Source organism: Shewanella sp. UCD-KL12, assembly GCF_001957125.1.
Lineage (GTDB): Bacteria > Pseudomonadota > Gammaproteobacteria > Enterobacterales > Shewanellaceae > Shewanella.
The window spans coordinates 45,088-68,637 of sequence record NZ_MPHJ01000015.1; the positions used below are offsets into that span (position 1 = coordinate 45,088).

Genomic DNA, 23,550 nt, shown 5'->3' on the forward strand with positions numbered 1-23,550 from the left:
ACGTTCTGTTGTTTTACGCGTTTTATAACTTGACGTATTAATTACCACTTCCGTTTTATGACTTTGCTTATTAAAAAGCAGCATGGCTTTTGCAATCTCCTAGTTGCAATGGCACTCACAGTATATGGATGCATAGAGGAGTTTGAATCATGAAAAAGCACATTTTGGTGATAACAAATATCAAAAGTGATGATTTACTTCCTCTAGAAAAAGCGCGAGATATTATTCACCCCTTCGATGCTTCAGTGGAGGTCGTTAAGTTTCTTCACAGCAACGACACATTAGAGACCTCACTCGAGCAACTTGAAAAGTCACTCAAAGCTACGGTGAATGAGGTTTTTGATGATGCTTCAGAGATATCTAGCCAAGTCATTTATAGTGATGACATTGCCGACTGGGTCGTCACCCGCTGCCAGCAAACAGCAGTCGACCTTGTGATCAAAACTGGACATCGTAGTGAGTCATTGTTTCATACCCCATGCGACTGGCAGTTAATTCGACACCTACCTTGCCCAATACTTATCGCTTCTCATGTGAAGTGGAAAAGTAAAGCTAATATCTTGCTCACTGTTGATTTATCTGGAAACAAAACTATGCATCAAAAGCTTAATAACCTGACGCTAAATTGGGGAGAAACTTGGTCTAAAGTCACCCATACTGAGCTACATGCCATGTACAGTATCCCTATTGCTAACACATTATTAGAGCTTGATATTGTCGACAAACACACTGTTAAACAAAACAATGCTGCCCAAGCTCAACAAAAAATGAACAGCTTATTAGAACAGTGTAAGCTGGAGTCAGTGACGAGCCATATTACAGCGGGCCCCCCAGCTCGGACCATTCCGCATGTTGCCAATGAACTGCACTCTGATTTAGTGGTAATGGGAACTATTGGCCGTGAAGGCATGAGCGGATTGTTGTGGGGAAATACTGCAGAAAAAGTCCTACATCATTTACGAACTGATTGTTTGATTATCGGCGCAGCTTAAATAAGTACTTAAGCTAAAGTGAAAGTCTTGCAGTATGCAATGCTGCCATAGCACGGCTAATAACTTGCTCTTGAGACCCCTCTATATCCACGACCATCACTTTAGATTCGGCTCGTGGATCTTCTAAGGTATTAAACTGGCTAGTCACCATGTTCTCTTTCATAAAGTGGCCCTTTCGCTGACGCATCCTGGCCATAATCAGTGCTTTATCACCTTCAAGGTGAACAAAGTAAACATTTTGATTGCCATCACGAATGAGATCTCGGTAACTACGCTTCAATGCTGAACAGACTATGACTCCGACTTCCCCTTTAGTTTCAATGCTGTACGCTGCATCTCTAATTCTTTCTAGCCAAGGGGCTCTGTCAAGATCATCTAGCGGCTCTCCTTTCGCCATTTTAATGATATTTGCCTTAGGATGTAGATCGTCACCATCGATAAACTTAACATTAAGTCTTTGCGCAATTTCGCTCGCTACAGTGGTTTTTCCGCAACCACAAACGCCCATAACAATAATACTTTTACCAAGCATATAATTTCCTCGACCTATAAAGTGATGCAAGTCACACTTTCATATTCAGCTTAAAAATAGTACTTTATACAAAAAGTGTTACGGGTAACATGTTACCCGTAACCAAAAGATTTGTGAACTAAAACACGAACAAACTTACCCTTTACATGAGATAGGTATCATTATGAACCTGATGGCTCAAACAGCAGATCCAACATTTCTACTCACTGTCGCGGTACTTGCTATCGTTGCATTACTCATCTTAATCATTAAGTTAAAGATCCATGCTTTTGTTTCTCTTACTTTAGTGAGTTTTGCTACAGCCATTGTGACCGGAGTTTCATCACAAGATGTTGTCCCTACTATGATGAACGGCTTTGGTGGCACATTAGCCTCTGTAGCCTTACTCGTTGGCCTTGGCGCTATGATAGGCAAGATATTAGAGGTCACTGGCGGGGCAAAAGTACTCGCTGATAACCTCATTGGTCGTTTCGGTGAGAAGCGTGCTCCACTGGCTTTAGGTATTGCATCGTTAATGTTTGGCTTCCCTATCTTCTTCGATGCAGGCCTTATTGTGATGATGCCCATTATATTTAGTGTCGCAGCTCGCTTTGGCGGCTCCCCGCTGAAATATGCCCTGCCATCTGCAGGAGCATTTGCTGTAATGCATGGGTTTGTGCCACCTCACCCCGGCCCCGTCGCCGCGGCTGACTTATTAGGCGCCAATATTGGCTTGTTACTGTTTGTTGGTATCTTAGTCGCAATACCGACTTGGTATATCGGTTCATACCTTTTCGGGCAATACGCAGGTAAAAAGTTCGACATTCCCCTCTCTAAAGCCTTCTTCAATACTGACACCATTATCGATGAATCAAGGTTACCTAAATTCTCTACTGTCATAAGTATTTTGCTACTCCCTTTAGTACTCATATTTATGGATACGGGCCTAAATACCCTTGCCGTAGCAGGCTTACTCGATAGTTCATCGCCAGTTGTCGAGTTTCTAAGAATGCTGGGCAAGACGCCCATCGCTTTAATGAGCACCTTATTGGTTTGTCTTGTCATATTCGCCAAAGACTTTGGAATGGCAAAACTAGAGAAGCTTTGCGGTGACTCATTAGCCCCTATCTGTGCGGTGATTCTAGTCACAGGTGCTGGCGGCATGTTTGGCGGTGTTCTCCGCGCTAGCGGTATTGGTGATGCACTCGCTGGAGTATTGTCAGATACGGGTATGCCAGTCATTTTGGCGGCTTTCGTTATAGCAACTTGCCTGCGCGTAGCTCAAGGTTCAGCCACCGTGGCGCTAACAACCACAGCGGCCTTGATAGCCCCAGTCGTTGCAGCGACTACTGGTCTATCAGAGCTTGATCTGTGCTTCATCGTCATTGCTATCGCGGGTGGAGCGACAGTACTATCGCATTTCAATGATTCAGGATTTTGGTTGGTCTCACGCTTGTTGGAAATGGATGAGAAAACCACGCTTAAAACCTGGACGGTTATGGAAACCCTATTAGGCTCGATTGCATTTATCATAGTCGCATTACTAAGCATGCTGCTTTAATTATTTGATTCAGAATCAATGAAAAGATTTAGACAAGGAGGTCTGAATCAAAATCTCTGTTAAATGAAAAATATTATTCTGCTTGTGTTATAGATGGCCGGTGGCGTGTTACTACACGGCTGTGAACCAGTACTGGCTCCTCTCTTTCTCCACATATTGTCGACTAACTCCCTCCTAACTAAGTAAATATCAGAGAAAAATCATTGTAATCACGGTCAGATTGGCTTTATATGGTTCACTTGACGTTAGCAATAAATTCTTTTGTATACCGAGATTGATAAATGAAAAATATTATTTGTGATATCGATGGCGTGTTACTGCACAACAATGAACTTATTCCTGGTAGTGATAAATTTATTCACCGCGTGCTAGAGCAAGGTAATCCCTTGGTCATCTTAACCAACTACCCTGTCCAAACTGGGAAAGATCTGCAAAACAGACTGGGCGCCGCAGGAATCAAAGTCCCAGAAGAGTGCTTCTATACCTCAGCAATGGCAACAGCCGACTTTCTCAAGCATCAAACAGGCAGTAAAGCTTTCGTGATCGGTGAAGGTGCACTGACTCATGAACTGTACAAGGCTGGCTTTACTATCACCGACATAAATCCAGATTTTGTCATCGTCGGTGAAACACGCTCCTACAATTGGGAGATGATCCATAAGGCTGCGCAATTTGTAGTTAATGGCGCAAGATTTATCGCCACGAATCCTGACACACACGGCCCTGCACACAGTCCAGCATGTGGTGCGCTATGTGCCCCTATCGAGCGTATCAGTGGTCGTATGCCATTTTACGTCGGTAAGCCAAGTTCATGGATCATTCGCTCAGCACTTAACCATATCGATGGCCACTCTGACAATACTGTGATCATCGGAGATAACATGAAGACCGATATACTGGCAGGCTTTCAGGCGGGTTTAGAAACGATTTTAGTCACCAGCGGTGTGAGCCAACTTAGTGATGTTGACAAAGAGCCTTTCCGTCCAAACCATGTCTTCGCCTGTGCGGGTGATATCGATATTGTTTGATTCAGGTTTAGCTACACTCAAACAGTAAATATTACGAAACAACTTTCTCCGATTTAAAGCCTTAGGCCCACTTGCTAAAGTGGGCCTACTTCATTCATGATGTTAACCAAATTTTATCGTCTATAACAAAAACAATAATAGGACTTTCAATGCGATTACTGCCTCCAGTATGCGCACTTGCACTGCTTAGTGCCTGTAGCCAGCAACCAACAGAAAACTCAACCGATATGGCATCAACAATTACACCAGCTGTTAACAGCAACGTTAGCACTGGCGTTCAATTTGATGAGCAACGTTTCAGACAAGATATCAAAACATTAGCATCTGACGAGTTTGAAGGCCGTGCGCCGACCACAAAAGGTGAAACACTCACCCTTAATTACCTCACCCAAGCCTTTGCGGAGATGGGGTTAGTGGGGGCGAATAAAGGCGATTACCTACAAGCTGTACCTATGGTGACCTATCTCGCGTCAGAGCAACAAACGATAACCTTGGCAGACTTGCCATTTCAACACCGTAAAGATGTGGTCTTGGGTAGTCGACACGATAACGGTGGCGTCGATATCACAGATGCACCTTTGGTCTTTGTTGGTTATGGCATCAATGCCCCTGAATACGACTGGAATGATTATCAAGACCTAGATATGAAAGGAAAAATTGCGGTCATGTTAGTTAATGACCCAGGATTTTCTCAGCCTGACTCTGGTAAATTTAATGGTAAAGCAATGACCTACTACGGTCGTTGGAACTATAAGTTTGAAGAGGCCAGTAAGCAAGGAGCATTAGGTGCCATCATCATTCATGATACCGCTCCAGCCTCTTACCCGTGGTCCGTGGTTGAAAATAGCTGGACGGGCCCTCAACAGGACTTAGTTTTCGATAAAGCGGTACAAGATAAACATGTACAGATAGAAGGCTGGATAACCATGGATGCAGCACACGCTGTATTTAACCAGTCTGGACTGACGTTAGCCAACCTTATCGACCGTGCTGCTAGCAGTCCTATCAATATCCCGTTAAATCAATCAGCGGATATCAAGTTTACCAATACCGCCAGTTATGCCAATAGCTATAATGTGGTGGCAACCTTGCCAGGAAGTAAGCAGCCTGACGAACAAGTCCTATTTACCGCCCATTGGGATCATATCGGCATCGATGAAAGTAAAGATGGCGATCAGATCTACAATGGTGCACTGGACAATGCTTCAGGAACAGCGGGTATTCTCGAAATTGCACGTCAATTTGCTCAACAGGCTAAAAGCGGTAATCCCTCAGCACGTTCATTGACCTTTATCGCCACAACAGGTGAGGAGCAAGGGCTATTAGGTTCACGCTATTATGCCGAAAACCCTATCTATCCAATTGATAAGTCTGTGGCTGTATTCAACCTAGACAGTACAAACATCTATGGGCGTACATCAGATTACACAATCATAGGTAAAGGTAAGTCTCAGCTAGAGAACTACCTTGTAGATGCATTGAAGTCACAAAACCGTGTCGCAAAAGCAGAGAGCCGTCCAGAATCTGGAGGCTTCTTCCGTTCAGACCATTTTAGCTTTGCCAAATTAGGTGTACCAGCGGTCTTTGCTGGCGGCGGGAGTGAACCTGTCGATGAAGCAACAGCCCAATACAAAACCATGATGAAAGCTGAAATGAAGGGGTGTTACCACAATACATGCGATCAATACCGCTCAGATTGGGACTTAAGCGGCGCACTTGAAGATCTCGCCATCTACTATCTCGCTGCTGAGCGGTTAGCCAACAGTCAAGATTGGCCTGGTTACTTCGAAGGTACTGAGTTTCACTCACTGCGAGCAGCTAACACCCAAACTGGTGAATAAACGGCCACTGAACAGTGAATAAGCACGATGATATGAACAGTTAACGATTAAATCATAAAGGTTAACTCACCGTCATGCATAGCATATACCGGCAAGTTGAACATCTAAGTGTTTATTGAGAAACGGATTAAATGGCTCCCACTCGTTGGGGGCCATTTTACTAGATACCAACATACTGACTTTCTGTAATTAGAGTAAAACCATATTTTTTTCGTTATTTTTGATTAAATGGCATTAAACAATTTCAACTGACAAATTGTCAATCCTAACCATGTACCACATGGTGAAAACGAATTATATTCAACAATACTGCAAATCTGTTAGTTAATCATCATTTAAGACGCGTTTAAATTTTGTAGATCCATCTAAAACAGTCGGTTTTATTCGTTTTTAATCAATTTATGATTTGGCAAAAGGTGCGTTTACTGGCACAGTGATACTCAATTGAGATTTACACTGAGTTGTAGGAGCTAAGATATGTGTTCAATTTTTGCCATTTTAGATATCAAGTCTGATTCGACTCCATTGCGCCAAGTCGCACTTGAGATGTCAAAACTACTACGTCACCGCGGCCCAGATTGGTCTGGGATCTATAGCTGTGACAAAGCAGTCCTCGCGCACGAGCGCTTAGCTATTGTTGATATTGATAATGGTGCTCAGCCACTTCTAAGCAGCGATGAAAATATCATTCTTGCAGTTAACGGCGAGATCTACAACCATAAAGAGCTTAAGGCCCAGCTTGGTGATAAATACTCATACCAAACTAACTCGGACTGTGAAGTGATCCTGTCCCTTTATCAAGAATATGGCGTTGATTTTCTTGATAAACTCAACGGTATCTTTGCCTTTGTCCTATATGACAAAGCAAAAGACCTCTATCTGATTGGTAGAGATCATATGGGTATTATTCCACTTTACACCGGTGTAGATGCCGAAGGTCATTTCTATGTCGCTTCAGAGATGAAAGCCTTGATGCCTGTATGTAAAACAGTAGAGGTCTTTAAACCAGGCCACTACCTTTGCAACCAAGCAGATACTGAAGACGGTTACGTGTCTTATTACCAACGTGATTGGCGCGAGTTTTCAGCCGTTCAGGATAACCCTGCTAGCGTCGACGAAATTCGCGACGCACTAGAAGCCGCTGTTAAACGCCAGCTGATGTCTGATGTTCCTTACGGTGTATTACTGTCTGGTGGGCTCGACTCATCAGTCATCTCTGCAATCACTCAAACTTTTGCTAAGCGCCGTATTGAAGATGACGGTGAAAGTAACGCATGGTGGCCACAGCTTCACTCCTTTGCTGTGGGTCTTGAAGGTGCGCCAGATTTAATTGCTGCGCAAAAGGTCGCTGACGCAATCGGCACTATCCATCATGAAATTACCTTTACCTTCCAAGATGGTATTGATGCGATTAAAGATGTGATTTACCACCTTGAAACATATGATGTCACCACTATTCGCGCCGCGACACCTATGTATCTGATGGCTAGAAAAATTAAGGCTATGGGCATCAAGATGGTATTGTCTGGAGAAGGTGCTGATGAGCTATTTGGTGGCTACCTCTATTTCCATAAAGCACCAAACGCACAAGCTTTCCATGAAGAGCTAGTTAGAAAACTTGATAAACTCTTCCTATTTGATTGCCTACGTGCAAACAAAGCGATGGCCGCTTGGGGACTAGAGGCGCGTGTACCTTTCTTAGATAAAGAGTTCATGGATGTGGCAATGCGTATCAACCCTGAGGCGAAAATGTCAAAGGATGGCCGTATTGAAAAGCATATTCTTCGTCAGGCTTTTGAGCATAAATTACCCAAAGAGGTTGCATGGCGTCAAAAAGAGCAGTTCAGTGATGGCGTAGGTTACTCTTGGATTGACGGCCTGAAAGATTTAGCGGCAGAGAAAGTCGATGACTTACAGCTAGCTAACGCTAAATTTAGATTCCCGTACAACACACCTGATACTAAAGAAGGCTATTACTACCGTTGCTTCTTTGAAGAGCAGTTTCCATTAGAAACAGCTGCCGAAACAGTGCCTGGCGGCAAGTCAGTCGCCTGCTCGACACCAGAAGCGTTAGCTTGGGATGAGAGCTTAAGCGGTATTATCGACCCATCAGGACGTGCGGTTCAATCGGTACACGATAGCGCTTATTAATCGCTATATTAGTAAAAGAAAAAGCAGCCTTAGGCTGCTTTTTTGTTATTCAAATCTATCGAAAACTGTCGACTTATTACTTAAACCAGCTGCTTAAACAAGTTGCTTAAAATAGTGCTGCTGATTAATATCTCTCACTTCAATCGTCAGGCTTTGTACATGCGTCGTTAACCTGGTTAATTGCTCCGCCACGCTTTTTAATAGTCCAGCTTTCTGCTCATCACTTCGACCAGGCATTATCGAAATAGTGATGTGCACAAACAAGTTGGTGCACTCCTCTCCGACAAAGAACTGCTCACAACAATGGGCCCGTGTCTTAACCGCTTTTGGTTCAAACAGACCAGAGGCAATAGCCCCTTTATGGGTGTCATTAACTAGCTCGGCAATATCAATCAATTTAGCCAGCGGGGATGCATACTCTATGGTGCAGTGAGGCATTTATATTACTCTCTATAAAAGGGGATTACTCAGACCAAACGGCAAACTCATTACCATTGAGGTCTTTAAAATGAAAACGTCTGCCACCGGGGAATGAAAAGATATCTTTAGTGATCGCGCCGCCTGCCCCTTCTACTTTAGCCATAGTGGCCTCTAGCTGAGAGGAGTAGATGACAAGTAAAGGCATACCGTTAGTTAGCTCAAATGTCTGCTCAGATGAAAAGAAGCCACCAGCAATGCCCGCATTAGTAAAACAGGTATACTCAGGACCATAATCGACAAATTCCCAGTTAAACACTTGGCTAAAGAATTGTTTAGTCGTTGTGATGTCCTTAACAGGCATCTCTATGTAGTTGATTGAATGGTGAGCCGTCATAATAATATCCTTTTAATTAATCCACTTTCAGACATTAAAGCATATTTTTAATCCAAAAAAATAGGGAGGCATTAAGCTCCCTATTGATAATGGTATACATTGATTATGCTTGGATAAGTGCAGCAACCAACCCTATGATCCCGCCAAACACACCGCCCCAAACCACAAGCCAACCAAGATGTTCACGGATCATCTCTTGAATAATCTCTTTAACAAGTTCAGGGGTTAGCTCATTAAGTCTCTGAGTAACAATCTCACTGACCTTAGTCTTCATGTCCGCGAGCACATCTGGTTGCTCAAGCTCTGTTTTAAGTAGCTCATAGAAATCTTCACTTTGGGAGATCTCCACCAAAGATGATTTCATTTTAGCGATAAAGGGTTCTTTCAAAGGCGTAATGGCTTCACTGCCACCGAACATAGCAAGCATACCACCAAGGGATGACTGCTCAACGGTAGTCACCAAAGCATCGAATGCTGGCGCCATATCCACCTGCTCGATAACAGGTTGAAGGTTTATGGGGGACTTTTTATCACCTTGATCAGAGAGGAATCTATCAATATTCTCATCGGTAAAAAACTGTGTCATCATCAAATGAGAGATACCCGCCTTAAACTCCTCAAAACGAGACGGTATAACACCAGATCCGTAAAGTCCCGGCACCTTTTCAAACAACATATGAACGGCCAGCCAATTAGTGAGCGCCCCCGACAGGGCAAATAGCCCCACGCTAAGGACAATGGCCGACGAAAAATAGTAGCCTGATGCCAGCAAAATAGCAGCGATCAGGTTTGTGATAACACTCTTATTCAACCCGTACTCCAACATTTATAAAATTAAACAAAACGCCGTATAATATCATAATCAATGACTTGATCTCTGGATATTACACTGAGCATTTAAATGTTAGTTGATGGCTAAACTAGCGCTGACACAAATTGTTTTCGAATATTATTTTTAGTGCAACTTAAAGCTATGACGACTCGAATGACTCTATCGGCACAAATCCTTGACCTGCTAGTTTATCTCTACGCACCGCAAGCACTTGTGTTTCATCAGCAAGTTCTTTGGCTTTATTAACCAACTCGGTAGCGATACCGCGCCCTCGATAAGGCTCAGAGACATAAAGATCGTCAAAGTACCATAAGGGTTTAAGCAGAACTGATGAAAAAGAGGGATAAAGTTGAATAAATCCAACTGGAACGTCTACCAGAAAGGCAATAAATATCACCGAGTCATTTTCTTGTAATCGACTTTGAATAAACTCTTTACAAGCACCTGGTTCAGAGGGCTTGCCTAAACTTTTACGAAAGCTGTCAAAAAGTGGAGTTAAGAAGTGTAAGTCTTCATCGATGGCGATTCTAATGTGCATCTTCATTCCTTGAAATCATGTCTGACTAAATAAAAAACCGAGTAATGACATCTGGCCATGCCACTAACTTCCCTTTCAGTTACATAACCTTAACACAAAAGTGTAAATGTTAACCACGATTTTCAGGATATTTAATTCATTAAAAAAATAGTGGTGGACTACACTTTGAACGTACACCAATTTTGTTAGTGCTATCTTCAACTGCAACCTTAATAATGGAGATTCAGATGGGCTCACCCTTTACTACGCCGGGGGCGTTAAGCTGGCATGAATTAACATCAAATAACTGCCAAGCAGCTATGCAGTTTTATGGCGAGATTTTTGGTTGGACGTTTAAAACTATGGATATGCCACAAGGGCCCTATTACATTATTGAAAATCAAGGTGCCCATATTGGTGGTATTGCGCCAAATCCATGCCCAAAGCTCCCCAGCCATTGGACTGGTTATATTACAGTTTCAGATGTAGACGATGTTGCGATTAAAGCTAAAACGATGGGCGGCGAGCTGCTTTATGGACCTGAAGATATCCCAAAAGTAGGCCGTTTTTGTTGGATTAAAGACCCAGAAGGGGCCATCATCGCCGCGATTAGTTATCACAATCCTGATAAGTGGATCTAAAACAGAAAGAATCACCTAGGCACTGTTCTTAGATCTTTATACTCGAAGGAAAGTACATGCATTCTTTTAAGCGGGACACCATTTAAAAATGCTGATGCTTGACCACGAGTGACAAAGTCTGGCTCTCCACAAAGATACACTCTATGACGGGAGGTCGAATTTAACTCCTCTTTAATGGGTTTGTGAGCTGTTGCTATATCAAATGGATCACCAAACTGAACTCGACTTAACTGCTGCTCCCCCTCAACTTGCGACAAAGGTAAGCACGCATGATAAGTAAAGTTTCTATGCTCTAACATCAACTGCAACAAGCTGGCATGTTGGTAAAGTTCACTACTGCTTCTGGCACCGTGATACAAATTTATCTCACCACGATGACCATTTTTAATCGCATCTCTTGCAATTCCATAAATAGGGCCAAGCCCTGTGCCACTAGCTATCAGTGTTAAATCATCATCAACATAAGCACTAGAGTAACAACAATGCCCCCATGGGCCTTGAAGAAGGAGGCTTTCACCAATACTGGCATGATTAAAAAGCCAATCACTAAACTGCCCGTTATATTTTCGCCTAACATGTAATTCAATGAGTTCACTACCAGGATCGTTAGCAACCGCGTAACTGCGAGTTAAGCCATCAAACCGGCGTAAATTGATATATTGACCAGCACTATGATTGAGTAACTCTGACGAAGATATCTGCAATTTAACCACTGATTCAGACACATACTCTTTAGAGTGGATCTGGGCGGGTATAAATAGATCTTGTGCCAGTACCGACTTAAGTTTTAACCCTGGGGTCGGTTTGCATTGGCAGGCACATAAATAATGGTTTTTCTTCAGGTTAACGGTTAATCCTCTTTGCGAGCCTGTCGATAGCTCACCTTCAACATGCTTAACTAAGCAGGTTTTACAGGCACCTTTTTTACATGAGTAATTAACCTGGTGCCCTTCACGGATCAAGGTATCTAGAACCGACTCACCATTTAGTGATTCACAATCTTGGCCATCATAAAAAAATCTTGTCATCGTAAGTTAGGTTTCCGTTTAACTATTTCCAAAATGAATGGTCAACCGGCTAAAAATTGAACTACATTTACATAACAATTCTATAAAGTTAGATAGAATAATGACAAGCTGAGTTCATCTAAGTTCGCCTAAGGTAAGTATGTCTGTTATATCGAAAAAATTGAGTTCATTGTCAAACAAATACCACCAGTTACCTAAGTATCAACGATATCTGTGTATTTTGTTAATTATTTATTCATCCTTTACCATTATTCTTGGTTTGCTGACCCCCTACATCATCACTAAGCAAGCCCCAAAACAACTCAGCGCCTTACTCAATAGACCCGTTGAAATAGAACAAGTCTCAATTAACCCCTTTACCTTCGAAGTCTCTATTAGTGGCTTTAAGATAAAGGAGAAAGACACAAGCCAATTTACTGGTTTTAACCAGTTTTCATTTGAAATACGCTTTTGGCATTCACTCGTTAACGGCGCTGTCAGTTTATGCGATCTGAAATTGCAGCAACCTCACCTGTTTATACAGCGTAACAATGACGAAACTGCACCATTTAATTTCTCTGATATTATTCAACAACTAGCCAGCAACCAAGATGACACAAAAGGTGATATTCAAGAACCCGCTGAAATTCCACACCTGATCCTTGATAACCTGAAAATCATCAACGCAGATCTCATCTATCAAGATCTCGTGACCAACAGCTACCTGCATTACCCATCAATGGATCTTAAAGTCGTAGGCTTTGACACACTTAACATGATTGAAGCAGAGCAAAATCTTGATAAAAATCACTTTTCAATAAAATTTATTGGAAAACAAGGCGGTGAAATATCCACTCAGGGTCACCTTCAAGTGGAGCCTTTACGTATTGTCGGAGAAGTTAAACTCACTAAGATTCAACTCCCCCAATTTTGGTCATTTATATCAGAGGACTTTCAAGCGCAACTTAGTCGCGGCCATATGAGTTTTCATACTGACTTCCAGCTGCTACCTAGCCCTCAAGGCAATAATGACTCACTCCAATTCACTACAGATAATGGTCAGCTTGCCGTTGAGGAGATTGTTTTTTCACATGATGACTCGCAGCTACTCTCTCTGCCGCTTTTTACTATTGATGGCATATCACTCGACCTTGAAAATAAACAGCTAACTGCCAATAAAATCTACAGTGAAAATTTCAACATTGAAGCCAACATCTCAGCTGATGGACTTGATATCTTGCCACTGTTTATCCCAAGCACGGTAGCGCAGCAAGAGACCAGTTCAACTAACCATAATGATTCGACTCAGCCTGCCGAAGCCGCTTCGCCAGTATGGACAGCTAGCCTTAATAGCCTCGAACTCAAAGGTTATGACATCAAGGTGACCGAACGTTTACTCACCGATAGCACTTTGTGGCATCTAGCCCCTTTAAACTTGAGCACCAGATCAATTAGCTCAAACTTAGCAGTTCCTATCGAATATCAACTGGATGTTGACATCAATAAGCGAGGACACTTTCAGTCTACAGGCTCCGTTGTGGCTGACTCTCAGCAACTAGATGCCAAGGTTGCCCTCTCAGGCTTTGCGTTAACCCAGCTACAAGATTATATATCCCCCTACCTCAATATCACCTTAAAACAGGGCCAATTTAATACTGAAGGTAATATCACTGTATCATCCCCTGAAGCAATAACATTTACCGGGGCGCTAGAGGTAGACGATCTGCTCATTAAAGATAACCTACACAAAAAAACCTTACTCAAATGGGACATGATGCAGGTCGAAGGAATTGACTTTGATAATGTTGCTAATAGCATTAGCCTGGATAATATTAACTTTAAACAGCCCTATAGCCGTATCATTATTGCCGAAGACAGAAGCACTAACTTCGAAGAGCTGCTTGTAAGCTCAAGCAGTGAGCCAGCAACTAAGGGGAATTCCAAGCCATCGAGCAGTGTGCCAGCTAAGCACTCCGATATCGCTCTAAGAAAAGAGATACAAGCAAAAGAGACTGCTAGCCCAGTACCAGCTTTAACCGTTAAAGTAGGCTCAATCAATTTCAGTGATGGGTCGACCTTCTTTGCAGATAACTCACTTACCCCCAATTTTGCAGCAAGCATCGAGCAGCTAGAGGGTAGCATCAGTCAACTATCTTCAAGCCAACAAGAGCCTGCCAAAGTTGATATATCAGGTAAGATTGATCGCTACGCCCCAGTATCATTAAAAGGTGAGATAAACCCGCTGCTAGATAAACCTTACTTAGATCTGCAACTTGATTTCAATAGTGTAGAGCTCACTTCAATTAACCCATATTCTGGCACTTATGCTGGCTATTACATTGATAAAGGCCAGATATCACTCGAGTTAAACTACTTATTGGATAATAACAAGCTTATAGGCGATAACCATTTGGTTGTGGATCAACTTAAGCTTGGAGAGCCCAGTGACAGCAGTCTAGCAACCACCATGCCCGTAACACTTGCCATTGCACTGCTACAAGACAGACACGGTGTTATCGACCTTGGCCTTCAGGTGTCAGGCGATTTGGACTCACCAGATTTTAGTTTTGGTAGTATTGTAATGACTGCATTTGGTAACCTGATCACGAAAGCCGTTACCGCACCATTCTCACTGCTTGCAGGAATGTTTGGTGAAGATGAGGAGCTTGACAAAATCAGCTTTGAGAGCGGTTTAGCTACACTTTCAAACGCAGAAAAAAACAAACTTGAAACCTTAGCAAAAGGGATGCAGGCAAGGCCTGGCTTAACACTCAGTGTGAAAGGTAATGTTTCTGCGATTAGTGACAGTCGAGTACTTAAAGAGATGTTGCTTGAGCAAGAAATTGCGCATGTGAGCCAGAGTGAACCATCAGATATGCCTGAAACGCTCTCTGCGAGTAGCTTCCCCAATCAAGGACCACTTTCTGAGGCCTTAATCGCTATCTATGAATCAGGTTATAACCGTAAGGCCAGTGCGCTTAAAAAAGAGATAGCCCTAGAGCACGAAGAGCAAAGCTTAAGTGAGCAGCAGCTCGACAAAGAGTGGCACATCGCCCTTTATAACTTTTGTCTGAAGAAGCAAGAAGTTGATGATACCGCATTAGGCACGCTCGCCAGTGAACGAGCAAGAGTGATCAAGGCCCACTTAGTGGAGGTCAACAAGCTTCCCCCAGAAAGAGTCTTCCTACTAGATAGTCGGGTGGATATCAATAAAAAAGCGCAAGAGGCAGTATTAACTTTAGGCGCTGATTAAACAAAGTTTTAATAATGGACCGACATGGGTTACACTCTGGCCGATTTTGACACTATCAGAGGTAGCTCATGTTTGCTGTTCGTTGGATTTTAGGCCGTATCATTCTCATACTTAATTTCATCTTTACTCCCAAAAAGCGTAAACGCCCTGCGGATGAGCAAGTTAAAATTGATAATGAAACTAAACTCTTATCTCTATATCAATATAAGGCATGCCCATTTTGTGTCAAAGTCCGCCGCGCGATGCGACGTCAAGGGCTAAACATTGCGACAATTGATGCCAAACAAGATACTCACCAGCAAACACTGGTTGAGCAAGGAGGCATAGCTAAAGTCCCGTGCTTACGTATCGAGGAAAATGGCGAGACTCGTTGGATGTACGAATCTTCAGATATTATCAATTACTTAGATAAACGCTTCGCATAATTCCCAGCTCATTTTATGCTCACTGGCAGTCATTCCCTACGGCTGCCAGTCTCTCCCCTCAGTAACACTTATCTTGTTTAATACCAATCTGCATAAGTAATTGGTCTACTCAGCGCTATTTTTGGCGAACTCATTCAAGTTGAATAAGTGATGCAATGGTTGTGAAATTTTTCAACGAAGAAGTAGGAAGCCCAAAAAGCGCCTGGAGGCGGCTACATCTGTATGCAGCTTAATATAAGATGCTGCATGAATAATGCTTTTACGTTATTCTGCTTTTACTAACTTGTACTTAAAAATCTATTTCACAAATTTATGCGTGAGACAGGATTCATACTAGAACTAGAATAAGAACCCCTATGCTAAGTAGTAAAACTCTTTACGTTACCGCTTTTTTAATTGCCATCTCAGGCTGTGCAGCCTCAAAAAAAGAGGTTGCTGATTTCGATGTAAAAGTAAAAGACAAATTCAAAACTGATATTCGCACTAATGGTATAAAGCTATTTACCTATCAGGCAAAGCTTGCAGCACCTGATGATATAAAAACGCAGCTGCCGCACCAAGAGCGTATCAGTCAAGTTAATCGCTCAAGACGCGCTAACTCCAAACGCTATGAAGTCGACCTCAGTGATTGGACGGCACAGATAGAGCTAGGACTCAATAAAACCTTAGATATGACAGGTTACTGCAGAGAGGGTTATTTAGAGTTAAGCCGTATTATAGAGGTTGGACGGGGTGAGATCCGTGGTGAGTGTAATGAAGGCGCCACAGATGAAGATAGAAGTAAGTTCTCATCATAATCGGCATAAATGATAACTCAGCGAACTGTGACTGGATTGGAGATGCAGATTAAGTTAAAATCCGCTCCCAGTTTTAAATCTACTGCTATAGGAGTGGTAGATTACTATTTTGTCGGTAGAGAGCCATGAATAAAAAACAGAAAATGATCAAGTTAACGGCCAAACGCGCCAAGGCTCGTAAGAATAAGCACACTGCCCCGACCATCAAGAAATATATCTCTAAAGCTGATCGCGCCAAAGCGCTCGCTCAAGAGCAAGCGCAAGCCGCATTAAACGCCACAACAGACTCTACCGAGGGTGAATCAAGTTCACAACCTCAATCAGAGCCAGAACAAGTTACCGAAGAGAAAGAGTAACTCAGCAACTGATACAAGATTGACTAAAAAGGGAGCCATTGGCTCCCTTTTGTTTTATCAGACGCTAGTTCCGTCAATCTCTGGCGCTGTCAGTATTTAAGCTTCAAATACTCACTCAACTACTCACACAACACTAGCTTGCCTTATTCTCTGAAACCTTAAGGGCCTCAGTGACTTTGTTACTTGCTTCACAGTCTTGCTCCTCGCTTATCTGTGCCATTTGAGCACACGAGGAAGAAAGTGGGTTGGGACTACTGGGGCTCATATCTGCATCTAGCTCTTCTTGAGCTCTTAACTCTGCTTTTTCTTTTTCAGACGTTGTTTCAGATAATGAATTTAAGGTCATATTTCTCACCTTTTCAACCCAGTGATAGGCCATCATCACACCGAGCACACCGAAGATGACCCCGCCGATTGATTGGCCAATTAATACGCCTTCAACACCGCCCCACTTCGCACCAAAATAGACAAAAGGGATTGTACCAACGGTAGCCTTACCCACATTAAAAAAGGTTGAGTACTTCGCCTTGCCGAGATTATTAAACGAGGCATTAGCGACAAACAGTGCACCAGAGAATACAAAGAAGACGGCAATATAAGTACAGAAGAAACGAATGATTTCTGCGCTATCCCCTCTCATATCAAACACTGATATGATCTGCTCCTGCAGTGACATTAAGATCAATGAAACAACAATGACATACAGGGCACAAAACTGCAGTGCCTTAGTCAGGCTTTCTTTAACCCGGTCAAATTCATGAGCGCCGTAGTTTTGACCAACAATAGGCCCTATTGCCCCCGATAAGGCAAATATCATTCCGAAGGATACAGGGATAATACGGCCCAGCACTGCCCAGCCTGCAACATAACCATCGCCAAAATCTGCTATTGCGCGAGTCACCACAGCATTACCGATTGGGGTCGCAATATTGGTCATCATAGCAGGTCCGGCAATCGCAAAAATCGGCTTCAAGTCTTCAATAAAGTGAGGCAAATGAAATTGACCGAATAGTTTATGTTTAATAATGACGCCCCGTGCAGCAATCACCAGTACTGCTAGGCGGGCAAACACAGAAGCTACCGCCGCGCCTTCAATCCCCATACTCAATGCAAAAATGAAAATAGGATCAAGTACCAGATTGACCCCGCCACCAGCTAAGGTGGACATCATCGATAGCTTTGCATCACCTACAGCCCTCAATGCTGCACCTAGCGCCATTGCTAAACAGATAAACGGCAGTGAAGGTACAAGAATATACAGATAACCTGCAGCTAACTCAGCCGTATGTCCTTGAGCACCAACAAGTGACAAAAGCTCAGGAATAAACGCTGTGACTATCGCCGAAACAATCAAAGCCATCAATAAGGTAACAATGGCACTGTTTAGTAACAGGCGTTTCGCCGCTTCATGATCCTTAGCGCCAATAGACCGCGACACTAGCGCGCCTAATGCAATGGATAGCCCGATACCTATAGAAGTGGTAAAAAACGAGATTGTCCCTGCATAACCAACTGCAGCGGCGAGCTCCTGCTCACCCAGCAAACTTAAAAAGAATATATCTATCAAGTCGACAACAAAGAGTGCTGATATCCCGACCGCGGCGGTAGAGCTCATCACAAAAATATGTCGCATGATGGAGCCTTGTACAAATTTAGCTGTCGTCATTCCTTTCCCTGATTTCTTACATTTATAAAATTTAAATAATGGTCTTTTTGCTGCTTACAGCTCTTTTTCTAGCTCGCTACCACAATGGTCACAGAAAACCGCATCGCTTTCATGACCCGTTTTCAGGCAATTACTACAACGCCTCAAATCTTTACTTTTGCTTATCTCTTGAGAGATTTCAGCGGTCAAAATTCCAGTGGGTATCGCAATGATTGAGTACCCTAATAGCATAGTAAATGCCGCTATCGCCTGACCTAAGTTGGTACCTGGAGTAATGTCGCCATAACCAACTGTGGTAATCGTTACTATGGTCCAATAGATAGACTTAGGGATTGAGGTAAATCCATTTGCAGGACCTTCAACCACATACATCACAGCGCTCAGCACCATGACGATGAGACTCACTGAAAAGAAGAAAATAAAAACTTTACGCCCAGAATGTAACATAGCCCTTAACAAGATGTTGCCTTCGCTAAGATATCGTAACAATTTAAGGACTCTAAAAATTCTAAACAGCCTTAATATCCTGATCACTAGCGTAAAGTTCGCCCCAGGAAAAAACAGCGCCAGATAACTAGGCAGTACTGATAACAGATCTACCACGCCATAAAAGCTGCGGGCATACCTTATTGGGTGCGCAGAGCAATAGAGCCTGAGTATATATTCAAGCGTAAAAATGAGGGTGAACCCCCACTCTAATACATTAATTATCTGACCATACTGCTCATGTATGCTGGCGACGGTATCTAAAAATACCAATGCCACACTAAGAATAATGCAGACAATTAACCCGATATCAAAATATCGCCCAAGCTTTGTATCGGTGCCAAAAATAACTCGACGAAGTTTGAGACGAATAGACACCTCAGTATCAGATGATTTCTCTTGCTGCATGGAATCACACTTTCCTTGATCTAATGAAGTAAAACTTGATGACAAGATGTCACTGAGCTTCCCCAAGCTCATCACTCCTCAAGGCTTGATATTAACTAAGCAGATGACGAAGTAATCGGTTATTTTGCCACTTATTCATGCCAATACCAAACTAAGCAGGCATGTAGAGGCTTTGATTATTGACAGATTAAGGTATTATTAAGCTAGGTCATTCACTACTTGATAAGCTTTTATCTCCTAATGCGTTTATTTTTCGCTCTGATTGTATACAGCTCTATTGTCTGTTTTTCTCAACCTGTTTTGGCTGTAGCGTCTATGCAGAACTCGCTATCTAGCTCGACGGTTGCCAACATTGGAAAAATTGATCTTGTCGTCGTGACCAAATCGACCGCGACAATGGCCTTGATGCGCGATGGGAAAGTGCTACGCCGTTACCGAATCGCACTTGGTGATAGCCCTATCGGCCACAAATTAACTGAAGGCGATCAACGAACGCCTGAGGGGCGCTACATCCTAGATTATAAAAAATCAGACAGTGCTTATTACCGCGCTATTCATATCTCCTACCCTAATGAAGAAGATAAATTACGAGCAGATGCCTTAGGTATTCCTCCTGGTGGTCAGATCATGATCCATGGCCAAAATCCCCGTTCAGATCTCACCGCAGAAGAAGCGCAAAAGTATAACTGGACTGATGGCTGCATTGCTATTACCAACCCTCAGATGGATGAGCTTTGGCAAGCCATTGATGAGGGAACCCCTATTGAGATATTACCCTAACTTACCATTTTCGGATTTAAATTATTGATGACAACGACGATATCACAACAGGTATTAACTGACACCTGGGCAGAATTTTGTGACGGAATTAATCAGTTTCTACAAGACCTTGGCCTATCAAACCTAGGACTAGAGTGTGACCATGTCGCACTGAGAGTAAATAGTCACAATAGTGCAGATTTACTTCGATTTCATTTCGAGCAGCACGCTAGCATCATCTCGAATAATATAATTAATGGCCGCCCTATCTTAATCTTTGAACTTGAAAAAGCTTTGATTTTGGGAGAGTTAACCATTGATTGTGTTGAGCTGCCATACCCAAGTAATAAGTGCTACCCCGTTGAAGGTTGGGAACATATCGAACTGGTATTTCCATGTGATGCAACCAGCTGTGAAGAGCTGCAAACTCAGTTATTAAAGCAAGCTCCGCAGCTTGAACGTGTGTTTAATGGGGAGACTGAAATAAAGGTAAAATTAAGTTCTCCAAAGGGAGAGCATGAAAGACTCGCAAACCCAACAATCGCTTTTAAAAGAGATAATATCTGTATCAAGATCCACCCACATGGTATCAAGGCGGTGATTTCATCAGAGCAAGCTGATTAACAGTTAAATAGTATGTTAACCGTAACGAGATGCAGAAAAAGGCTAGCCTAGGCTCACCTTTTTCTCTTGTTCTAATGCTGATTACTCTAACTTCTCAATGTAAAGTATCACTTCTCCCACCTTAAAACCGAACTTTTTCATCTCAGTTTTATTAAATAAACGTTGCTCATCAAACAGAAACATCCAATCATCAAGTGTTACTTGCAAACTATCTCCATCCACGACTATCTGAAGATCATATTGCCAAAAAAGTGCTGAACCACTAGTTTCCCCATACGCCTTTCCGACCACATCACCTGCTTCACCTATATAAAGGTTATCTCCGGTTTTAGTCAGTTGCCAAATCCGAGTAGTTCTCTCACCATCATCAAACTCAAACCACTCTTTAATCTCGCCTTTATCGCCTTGCCAATTAGCGTCAATATCGGCTTTAAAACGGCGAAGTAGTTTACCGGAGCGATCAAGGACTATCCCGTAAGCAACTAACTTACCATTGAAAAACTCATTTAAATGAAGATCTGGACTGATTTCCTTATAATCCTCTATGCTGGGTGTACTGCAAGCTGTCAGACATAGAGCAAGCATTCCCAATAGATATTTTTTAAACAATATGTTCACTCTACGCTCCCCATTAACTTCGCTCTTAACTTTGGCTCCGTCGTCTTCTCTGATAGCCAGATATCTAAAAATGCTCTACCAAACTGTCGATCATCAACCTGACCCAGCCTTTTGACCGTTTGACCCTCTTGCCCCGAATAAAACGTACTCTCACCTTCTTTGTTTACATAAATAATAAGTTCGTCTCCCTTACTGATATCGGGCCAGATTGTGGGTAACTTTGCAGACCATTTAGTAATTTTTTCCTGATTAATTCCAAGGTGAATCCATTGCTTTTTTGTCGCATCAATTAAATCATCGCTATCAATATCTCTGTAATACTCTATCTTCATTGCTTTAGGATAGGCTTCCTCTTGATAAGGCATAGAGGAAATATAGAGCTCTGCTCGATAGATGGTCCAAAAAAGATAATCCATCTCGCCTTCACCGGATTTGATCAGCTGAGGAAAGGGTGAAGCACTCACACTCAGTGAAAGTATCGATAAAGCTAGGTATAGCATTTTCATAACTCCCCCTTACTGGCCAAGTCAAACTCTAAGTTCAGGTAGCGATACCCGCACACTAAAGAGGGGAGCAACACTCCCCAGATTGCAGCTAAAATCAAAATACCATTAAGCTCACCAACTCCCCACTCAAGTGCCCCAAGCTCAGCACCTAGTCTATAACTTAACGGGCCAGCAATTGCACCTATGAGTGCGCTTAGTGCAAGTGGCATAGCCATTAACCACTTTAGGCTGTGATTGAAACTGATAATAAACATGCACCAAATTAGCATTAGCCAAAACGGGAAAACCTCAGCAGAGGTGTAAAATACGCCTAAATCCATCAGCACCTTGTCTACTACCACACCAATTGGCATCAAAATAAGTAATCGACTATCTTTCTTTGTGGTCGGCGATAATAAAAAATGCACTAAAACAATAGCGAGTAAGTAAGGCCATGCTCTATCAGTGTAAATTGCCGATACAAACCAAGTGGCTTGAAACAAAACAAGATTAATAAGCCAAAATCGTTTCATTTTTATAACCTATATGCTCTGGCTTTCTGGCCATTAAATGATGAGTGCTGATCACCCTCTCAATAAACGCCCCTTCACAATATGCAAAATAGAACAACCACAACCGCTTAAACTCTTCGCTATATCCAGATAAAGCAAGTTGATGCCACTCACGCTCAAATCTTTCTCTCCAGTCATTTAATGTTCTGGCATAGTGAACACCAATATCATCCATTGCATCAATCACCATATCCGTATCACTAGCTATATGGTGCGCCATGATATTAACTGAGGGTAGACAACCACCAGGAAAGATATATTTCTGAATAAAATCAATACTGCTGCGGTATTTATCATAGCGTTGGTCGGCGATAGTAATCGCTTGTATCAACATCTTGCCATCTGGCTTTAACAAACCACTACAAATACTAAAGAAACCTTTTAAATACTCATGACCTACCGCTTCTATCATCTCTATAGACACGAGTTTGCTATATTGCCCTTCTAGTTTTCTATAGTCAGATTGAAGTAAGGTGATCTGGTCACACAGACCCAAAGCCTCTATTCTTTTTTTAGCATAGTGATATTGTTCATCAGAAATCGTCGTAGTCGTTACTTTACATCCATAATTTGTAGCAGCATGTACCGCCAAGCCGCCCCAGCCTGTGCCTATTTCAATCAGATGATCTGATGAGTTAAGTTCCAGTTTCTGGCATATCTCATCCATTTTATTAAGTTGCGCACTATCTAAATCTTGAGCTTTATCACTGTAAATGGCACAAGAGTAGAGCATTTCAGGGTCAAGAAAGCGCGTATAGAGATCATTACCAATATCATAGTGAGAAAGAATATTTTGTTTTGAACCTTTTTCTGTATTGGCGTTTTGAAAGCGTAAAAATTGATGCTTTAGCTTACTCAACCATTGAGTCTTGCTGTCTAACTCATCCAATTGAGACTGATTTCTTGCCATTATCTGAATCAAGGTCGTTAAGTTGCTACAGCTCCACTGATGTGCAATGTAACTTTCAGCACCTCCAATACTCCCATTTTGAATAAGTGCACTGTAAAACTCGCTGTCTAGTACCACTATTTTACTTTGTAACTCTGAGTTAATATCTCCAAACCCCAGAATACAACCCGCTTCCTCTATCTCAACATATCCACCTTCAAGTCGAGATAAGACTTTATGCAATAACAGTCTATACCGGTCAATTAACCAAGATGACTTAACCAGGGAGATCGATCTTTGCGTACTTTCCATTGTGA

At 42.4% G+C, this 23,550-nt stretch carries 24 protein-coding genes; 12 read left to right on the top strand and 12 right to left on the bottom strand.

The annotated features are described in order from the left end of the window. The first annotated feature begins 149 nt into the window (after window positions 1-149). Window positions 150-992, top strand: coding sequence for a universal stress protein (locus tag BM736_RS19840; protein ID WP_076415367.1), 843 nt, complete (start codon window positions 150-152; stop codon window positions 990-992). 13 nt (window positions 993-1,005) lie between these two features. Here BM736_RS19840 and BM736_RS19845 read toward each other — a convergent pair whose 3' ends face one another. After that, a complete protein-coding gene (locus BM736_RS19845; RefSeq protein WP_076415369.1) occupies window positions 1,006-1,524 on the bottom strand; it encodes a gluconokinase in 519 nt (172 codons plus the stop codon). 163 nt (window positions 1,525-1,687) lie between these two features. On the opposite strand from BM736_RS19845, the gene BM736_RS19850 reads away from it, so the two are divergent. The 4 genes from BM736_RS19850 (at window position 1,688) to asnB (ending at window position 8,084) form a co-directional block, all read left to right on the top strand. Further along, complete coding sequence (locus BM736_RS19850) at window positions 1,688-3,064, top strand: GntP family permease (protein WP_076415370.1); 1,377 nt, start codon at window positions 1,688-1,690, stop codon at window positions 3,062-3,064. Between the two features lie 281 nt (window positions 3,065-3,345). Further along, the gene (locus BM736_RS19855) at window positions 3,346-4,092 is read left to right on the top strand and encodes an HAD-IIA family hydrolase (protein WP_076415372.1); all 747 of its coding nucleotides are present in this window, start codon (window positions 3,346-3,348) and stop codon (window positions 4,090-4,092) included. Between the two features lie 149 nt (window positions 4,093-4,241). After that, window positions 4,242-5,933 (top strand): M28 family metallopeptidase, encoded by a 1,692-nt coding sequence (locus BM736_RS19860; protein WP_076415373.1) that lies wholly within the window; start codon window positions 4,242-4,244, stop codon window positions 5,931-5,933. A gap of 477 nt (window positions 5,934-6,410) precedes the next feature. Next, window positions 6,411-8,084, top strand: a complete 1,674-nt coding sequence (asnB, locus tag BM736_RS19865; protein WP_076415375.1) for an asparagine synthase B — start codon at window positions 6,411-6,413, stop codon at window positions 8,082-8,084. 93 nt (window positions 8,085-8,177) lie between these two features. Here asnB and BM736_RS19870 read toward each other — a convergent pair whose 3' ends face one another. The 4 genes from BM736_RS19870 to BM736_RS19885 form a co-directional block, all read right to left on the bottom strand. Continuing rightward, on the bottom strand, window positions 8,178-8,522 hold the full coding sequence (locus BM736_RS19870) for a 5-carboxymethyl-2-hydroxymuconate Delta-isomerase (protein WP_076415377.1): 345 nt from the start codon (window positions 8,520-8,522) through the stop codon (window positions 8,178-8,180). A 25-nt stretch (window positions 8,523-8,547) separates the two neighbouring features. Then, window positions 8,548-8,898: a VOC family protein gene (locus BM736_RS19875; protein ID WP_076415378.1), complete on the bottom strand. Its 351-nt coding sequence runs from the start codon at window positions 8,896-8,898 to the stop codon at window positions 8,548-8,550. 103 nt (window positions 8,899-9,001) lie between these two features. Further along, on the bottom strand, window positions 9,002-9,709 hold the full coding sequence (locus BM736_RS19880; RefSeq protein WP_076415380.1) for a DUF445 domain-containing protein: 708 nt from the start codon (window positions 9,707-9,709) through the stop codon (window positions 9,002-9,004). Window positions 9,710-9,869: 160 nt separating this feature from the next. Next, window positions 9,870-10,268, bottom strand: coding sequence for a GNAT family N-acetyltransferase (locus BM736_RS19885; RefSeq protein WP_076415382.1), 399 nt, complete (start codon window positions 10,266-10,268; stop codon window positions 9,870-9,872). A 227-nt stretch (window positions 10,269-10,495) separates the two neighbouring features. On the opposite strand from BM736_RS19885, the gene BM736_RS19890 reads away from it, so the two are divergent. Further along, window positions 10,496-10,888, top strand: a complete 393-nt coding sequence (locus tag BM736_RS19890; protein ID WP_076415384.1) for a VOC family protein — start codon at window positions 10,496-10,498, stop codon at window positions 10,886-10,888. A gap of 11 nt (window positions 10,889-10,899) precedes the next feature. On the opposite strand, the gene BM736_RS19895 is transcribed toward BM736_RS19890, so the two are convergent. Then, window positions 10,900-11,916, bottom strand: coding sequence for a 2Fe-2S iron-sulfur cluster-binding protein (locus BM736_RS19895; protein WP_076415386.1), 1,017 nt, complete (start codon window positions 11,914-11,916; stop codon window positions 10,900-10,902). 169 nt (window positions 11,917-12,085) lie between these two features. On the opposite strand from BM736_RS19895, the gene BM736_RS19900 reads away from it, so the two are divergent. The 4 genes from BM736_RS19900 (at window position 12,086) to BM736_RS19915 (ending at window position 16,726) form a co-directional block, all read left to right on the top strand. Next, complete coding sequence (locus BM736_RS19900; protein WP_306170168.1) at window positions 12,086-15,148, top strand: DUF748 domain-containing protein; 3,063 nt, start codon at window positions 12,086-12,088, stop codon at window positions 15,146-15,148. A gap of 68 nt (window positions 15,149-15,216) precedes the next feature. Next, on the top strand, window positions 15,217-15,573 hold the full coding sequence (locus BM736_RS19905; RefSeq protein WP_076415390.1) for a glutathione S-transferase N-terminal domain-containing protein: 357 nt from the start codon (window positions 15,217-15,219) through the stop codon (window positions 15,571-15,573). A gap of 356 nt (window positions 15,574-15,929) precedes the next feature. Further along, window positions 15,930-16,370: a hypothetical protein gene (locus BM736_RS19910; RefSeq protein ID WP_076415392.1), complete on the top strand. Its 441-nt coding sequence runs from the start codon at window positions 15,930-15,932 to the stop codon at window positions 16,368-16,370. A gap of 125 nt (window positions 16,371-16,495) precedes the next feature. Beyond that, a complete protein-coding gene (locus tag BM736_RS19915) occupies window positions 16,496-16,726 on the top strand; it encodes a DUF2986 domain-containing protein (RefSeq protein ID WP_076415393.1) in 231 nt (76 codons plus the stop codon). Between the two features lie 133 nt (window positions 16,727-16,859). Here BM736_RS19915 and BM736_RS19920 read toward each other — a convergent pair whose 3' ends face one another. Together BM736_RS19920 and BM736_RS19925 are read right to left on the bottom strand one after the other, a co-directional pair. Continuing rightward, the gene (locus BM736_RS19920) at window positions 16,860-18,392 is read right to left on the bottom strand and encodes an MATE family efflux transporter (RefSeq protein WP_076415395.1); all 1,533 of its coding nucleotides are present in this window, start codon (window positions 18,390-18,392) and stop codon (window positions 16,860-16,862) included. A gap of 54 nt (window positions 18,393-18,446) precedes the next feature. Beyond that, on the bottom strand, window positions 18,447-19,286 hold the full coding sequence (locus BM736_RS19925; RefSeq protein WP_076415396.1) for an ion transporter: 840 nt from the start codon (window positions 19,284-19,286) through the stop codon (window positions 18,447-18,449). 315 nt (window positions 19,287-19,601) lie between these two features. Between BM736_RS19925 and BM736_RS19930 the strand changes: the two genes are divergently transcribed. Both BM736_RS19930 and BM736_RS19935 read left to right on the top strand, forming a co-directional pair. Continuing rightward, window positions 19,602-20,066 (top strand): murein L,D-transpeptidase family protein, encoded by a 465-nt coding sequence (locus BM736_RS19930; RefSeq protein ID WP_076415495.1) that lies wholly within the window; start codon window positions 19,602-19,604, stop codon window positions 20,064-20,066. A 27-nt stretch (window positions 20,067-20,093) separates the two neighbouring features. After that, window positions 20,094-20,669: a VOC family protein gene (locus BM736_RS19935; protein WP_076415398.1), complete on the top strand. Its 576-nt coding sequence runs from the start codon at window positions 20,094-20,096 to the stop codon at window positions 20,667-20,669. A gap of 81 nt (window positions 20,670-20,750) precedes the next feature. Here the strand turns inward: BM736_RS19935 and BM736_RS19940 are convergent, their stop codons facing one another. The 4 genes from BM736_RS19940 to BM736_RS19955 are packed head-to-tail and all read right to left on the bottom strand — an operon-like array spanning window position 20,751 to window position 23,545. Then, window positions 20,751-21,287 (bottom strand): DUF3833 domain-containing protein, encoded by a 537-nt coding sequence (locus BM736_RS19940; RefSeq protein WP_256717974.1) that lies wholly within the window; start codon window positions 21,285-21,287, stop codon window positions 20,751-20,753. Continuing rightward, window positions 21,284-21,793 (bottom strand): chalcone isomerase family protein, encoded by a 510-nt coding sequence (locus tag BM736_RS19945; protein WP_076415399.1) that lies wholly within the window; start codon window positions 21,791-21,793, stop codon window positions 21,284-21,286. Before BM736_RS19945 ends, BM736_RS19940 begins: the two co-directional genes overlap by 4 nt. Beyond that, the gene (locus BM736_RS19950) at window positions 21,790-22,305 is read right to left on the bottom strand and encodes a DUF2878 domain-containing protein (protein ID WP_076415401.1); all 516 of its coding nucleotides are present in this window, start codon (window positions 22,303-22,305) and stop codon (window positions 21,790-21,792) included. The genes BM736_RS19945 and BM736_RS19950 overlap by 4 nt, the downstream gene beginning before the upstream one ends. Then, window positions 22,283-23,545 carry a cyclopropane-fatty-acyl-phospholipid synthase family protein gene (locus tag BM736_RS19955; RefSeq protein WP_076415403.1) on the bottom strand — a complete coding sequence of 421 codons (1,263 nt, stop codon included), beginning with the start codon at window positions 23,543-23,545 and terminating at the stop codon, window positions 22,283-22,285. Before BM736_RS19955 ends, BM736_RS19950 begins: the two co-directional genes overlap by 23 nt. Window positions 23,546-23,550 lie beyond the last annotated feature (5 nt).

Excerpts from the sequence above, each read along its gene's own strand:
- BM736_RS19935 (WP_076415398.1), top strand. The coding sequence starts at position 20,094 with ATGACAACGACGATATCACAACAGGTATTAACTGACACCTGGGCAGAA.
- BM736_RS19850 (WP_076415370.1), top strand. The coding sequence starts at position 1,688 with ATGAACCTGATGGCTCAAACAGCAGATCCAACATTTCTACTCACTGTC.
- BM736_RS19915 (WP_076415393.1), top strand. The coding sequence starts at position 16,496 with ATGAATAAAAAACAGAAAATGATCAAGTTAACGGCCAAACGCGCCAAG.
- BM736_RS19885 (WP_076415382.1), bottom strand. The coding sequence starts at position 10,268 with ATGCACATTAGAATCGCCATCGATGAAGACTTACACTTCTTAACTCCA.
- BM736_RS19840 (WP_076415367.1), top strand. The coding sequence starts at position 150 with ATGAAAAAGCACATTTTGGTGATAACAAATATCAAAAGTGATGATTTA.
- BM736_RS19920 (WP_076415395.1), bottom strand. The coding sequence starts at position 18,392 with ATGACGACAGCTAAATTTGTACAAGGCTCCATCATGCGACATATTTTT.
- BM736_RS19890 (WP_076415384.1), top strand. The coding sequence starts at position 10,496 with ATGGGCTCACCCTTTACTACGCCGGGGGCGTTAAGCTGGCATGAATTA.
- BM736_RS19860 (WP_076415373.1), top strand. The coding sequence starts at position 4,242 with ATGCGATTACTGCCTCCAGTATGCGCACTTGCACTGCTTAGTGCCTGT.
- BM736_RS19895 (WP_076415386.1), bottom strand. The coding sequence starts at position 11,916 with ATGACAAGATTTTTTTATGATGGCCAAGATTGTGAATCACTAAATGGT.
- BM736_RS19955 (WP_076415403.1), bottom strand. The coding sequence starts at position 23,545 with ATGGAAAGTACGCAAAGATCGATCTCCCTGGTTAAGTCATCTTGGTTA.
- BM736_RS19855 (WP_076415372.1), top strand. The coding sequence starts at position 3,346 with ATGAAAAATATTATTTGTGATATCGATGGCGTGTTACTGCACAACAAT.
- BM736_RS19905 (WP_076415390.1), top strand. The coding sequence starts at position 15,217 with ATGTTTGCTGTTCGTTGGATTTTAGGCCGTATCATTCTCATACTTAAT.
- BM736_RS19950 (WP_076415401.1), bottom strand. The coding sequence starts at position 22,305 with ATGAAACGATTTTGGCTTATTAATCTTGTTTTGTTTCAAGCCACTTGG.
- asnB (WP_076415375.1), top strand. The coding sequence starts at position 6,411 with ATGTGTTCAATTTTTGCCATTTTAGATATCAAGTCTGATTCGACTCCA.
- BM736_RS19930 (WP_076415495.1), top strand. The coding sequence starts at position 19,602 with ATGCAGAACTCGCTATCTAGCTCGACGGTTGCCAACATTGGAAAAATT.
- BM736_RS19870 (WP_076415377.1), bottom strand. The coding sequence starts at position 8,522 with ATGCCTCACTGCACCATAGAGTATGCATCCCCGCTGGCTAAATTGATT.
- BM736_RS19945 (WP_076415399.1), bottom strand. The coding sequence starts at position 21,793 with ATGAAAATGCTATACCTAGCTTTATCGATACTTTCACTGAGTGTGAGT.
- BM736_RS19845 (WP_076415369.1), bottom strand. The coding sequence starts at position 1,524 with ATGCTTGGTAAAAGTATTATTGTTATGGGCGTTTGTGGTTGCGGAAAA.
- BM736_RS19875 (WP_076415378.1), bottom strand. The coding sequence starts at position 8,898 with ATGACGGCTCACCATTCAATCAACTACATAGAGATGCCTGTTAAGGAC.
- BM736_RS19925 (WP_076415396.1), bottom strand. The coding sequence starts at position 19,286 with ATGCAGCAAGAGAAATCATCTGATACTGAGGTGTCTATTCGTCTCAAA.
- BM736_RS19910 (WP_076415392.1), top strand. The coding sequence starts at position 15,930 with ATGCTAAGTAGTAAAACTCTTTACGTTACCGCTTTTTTAATTGCCATC.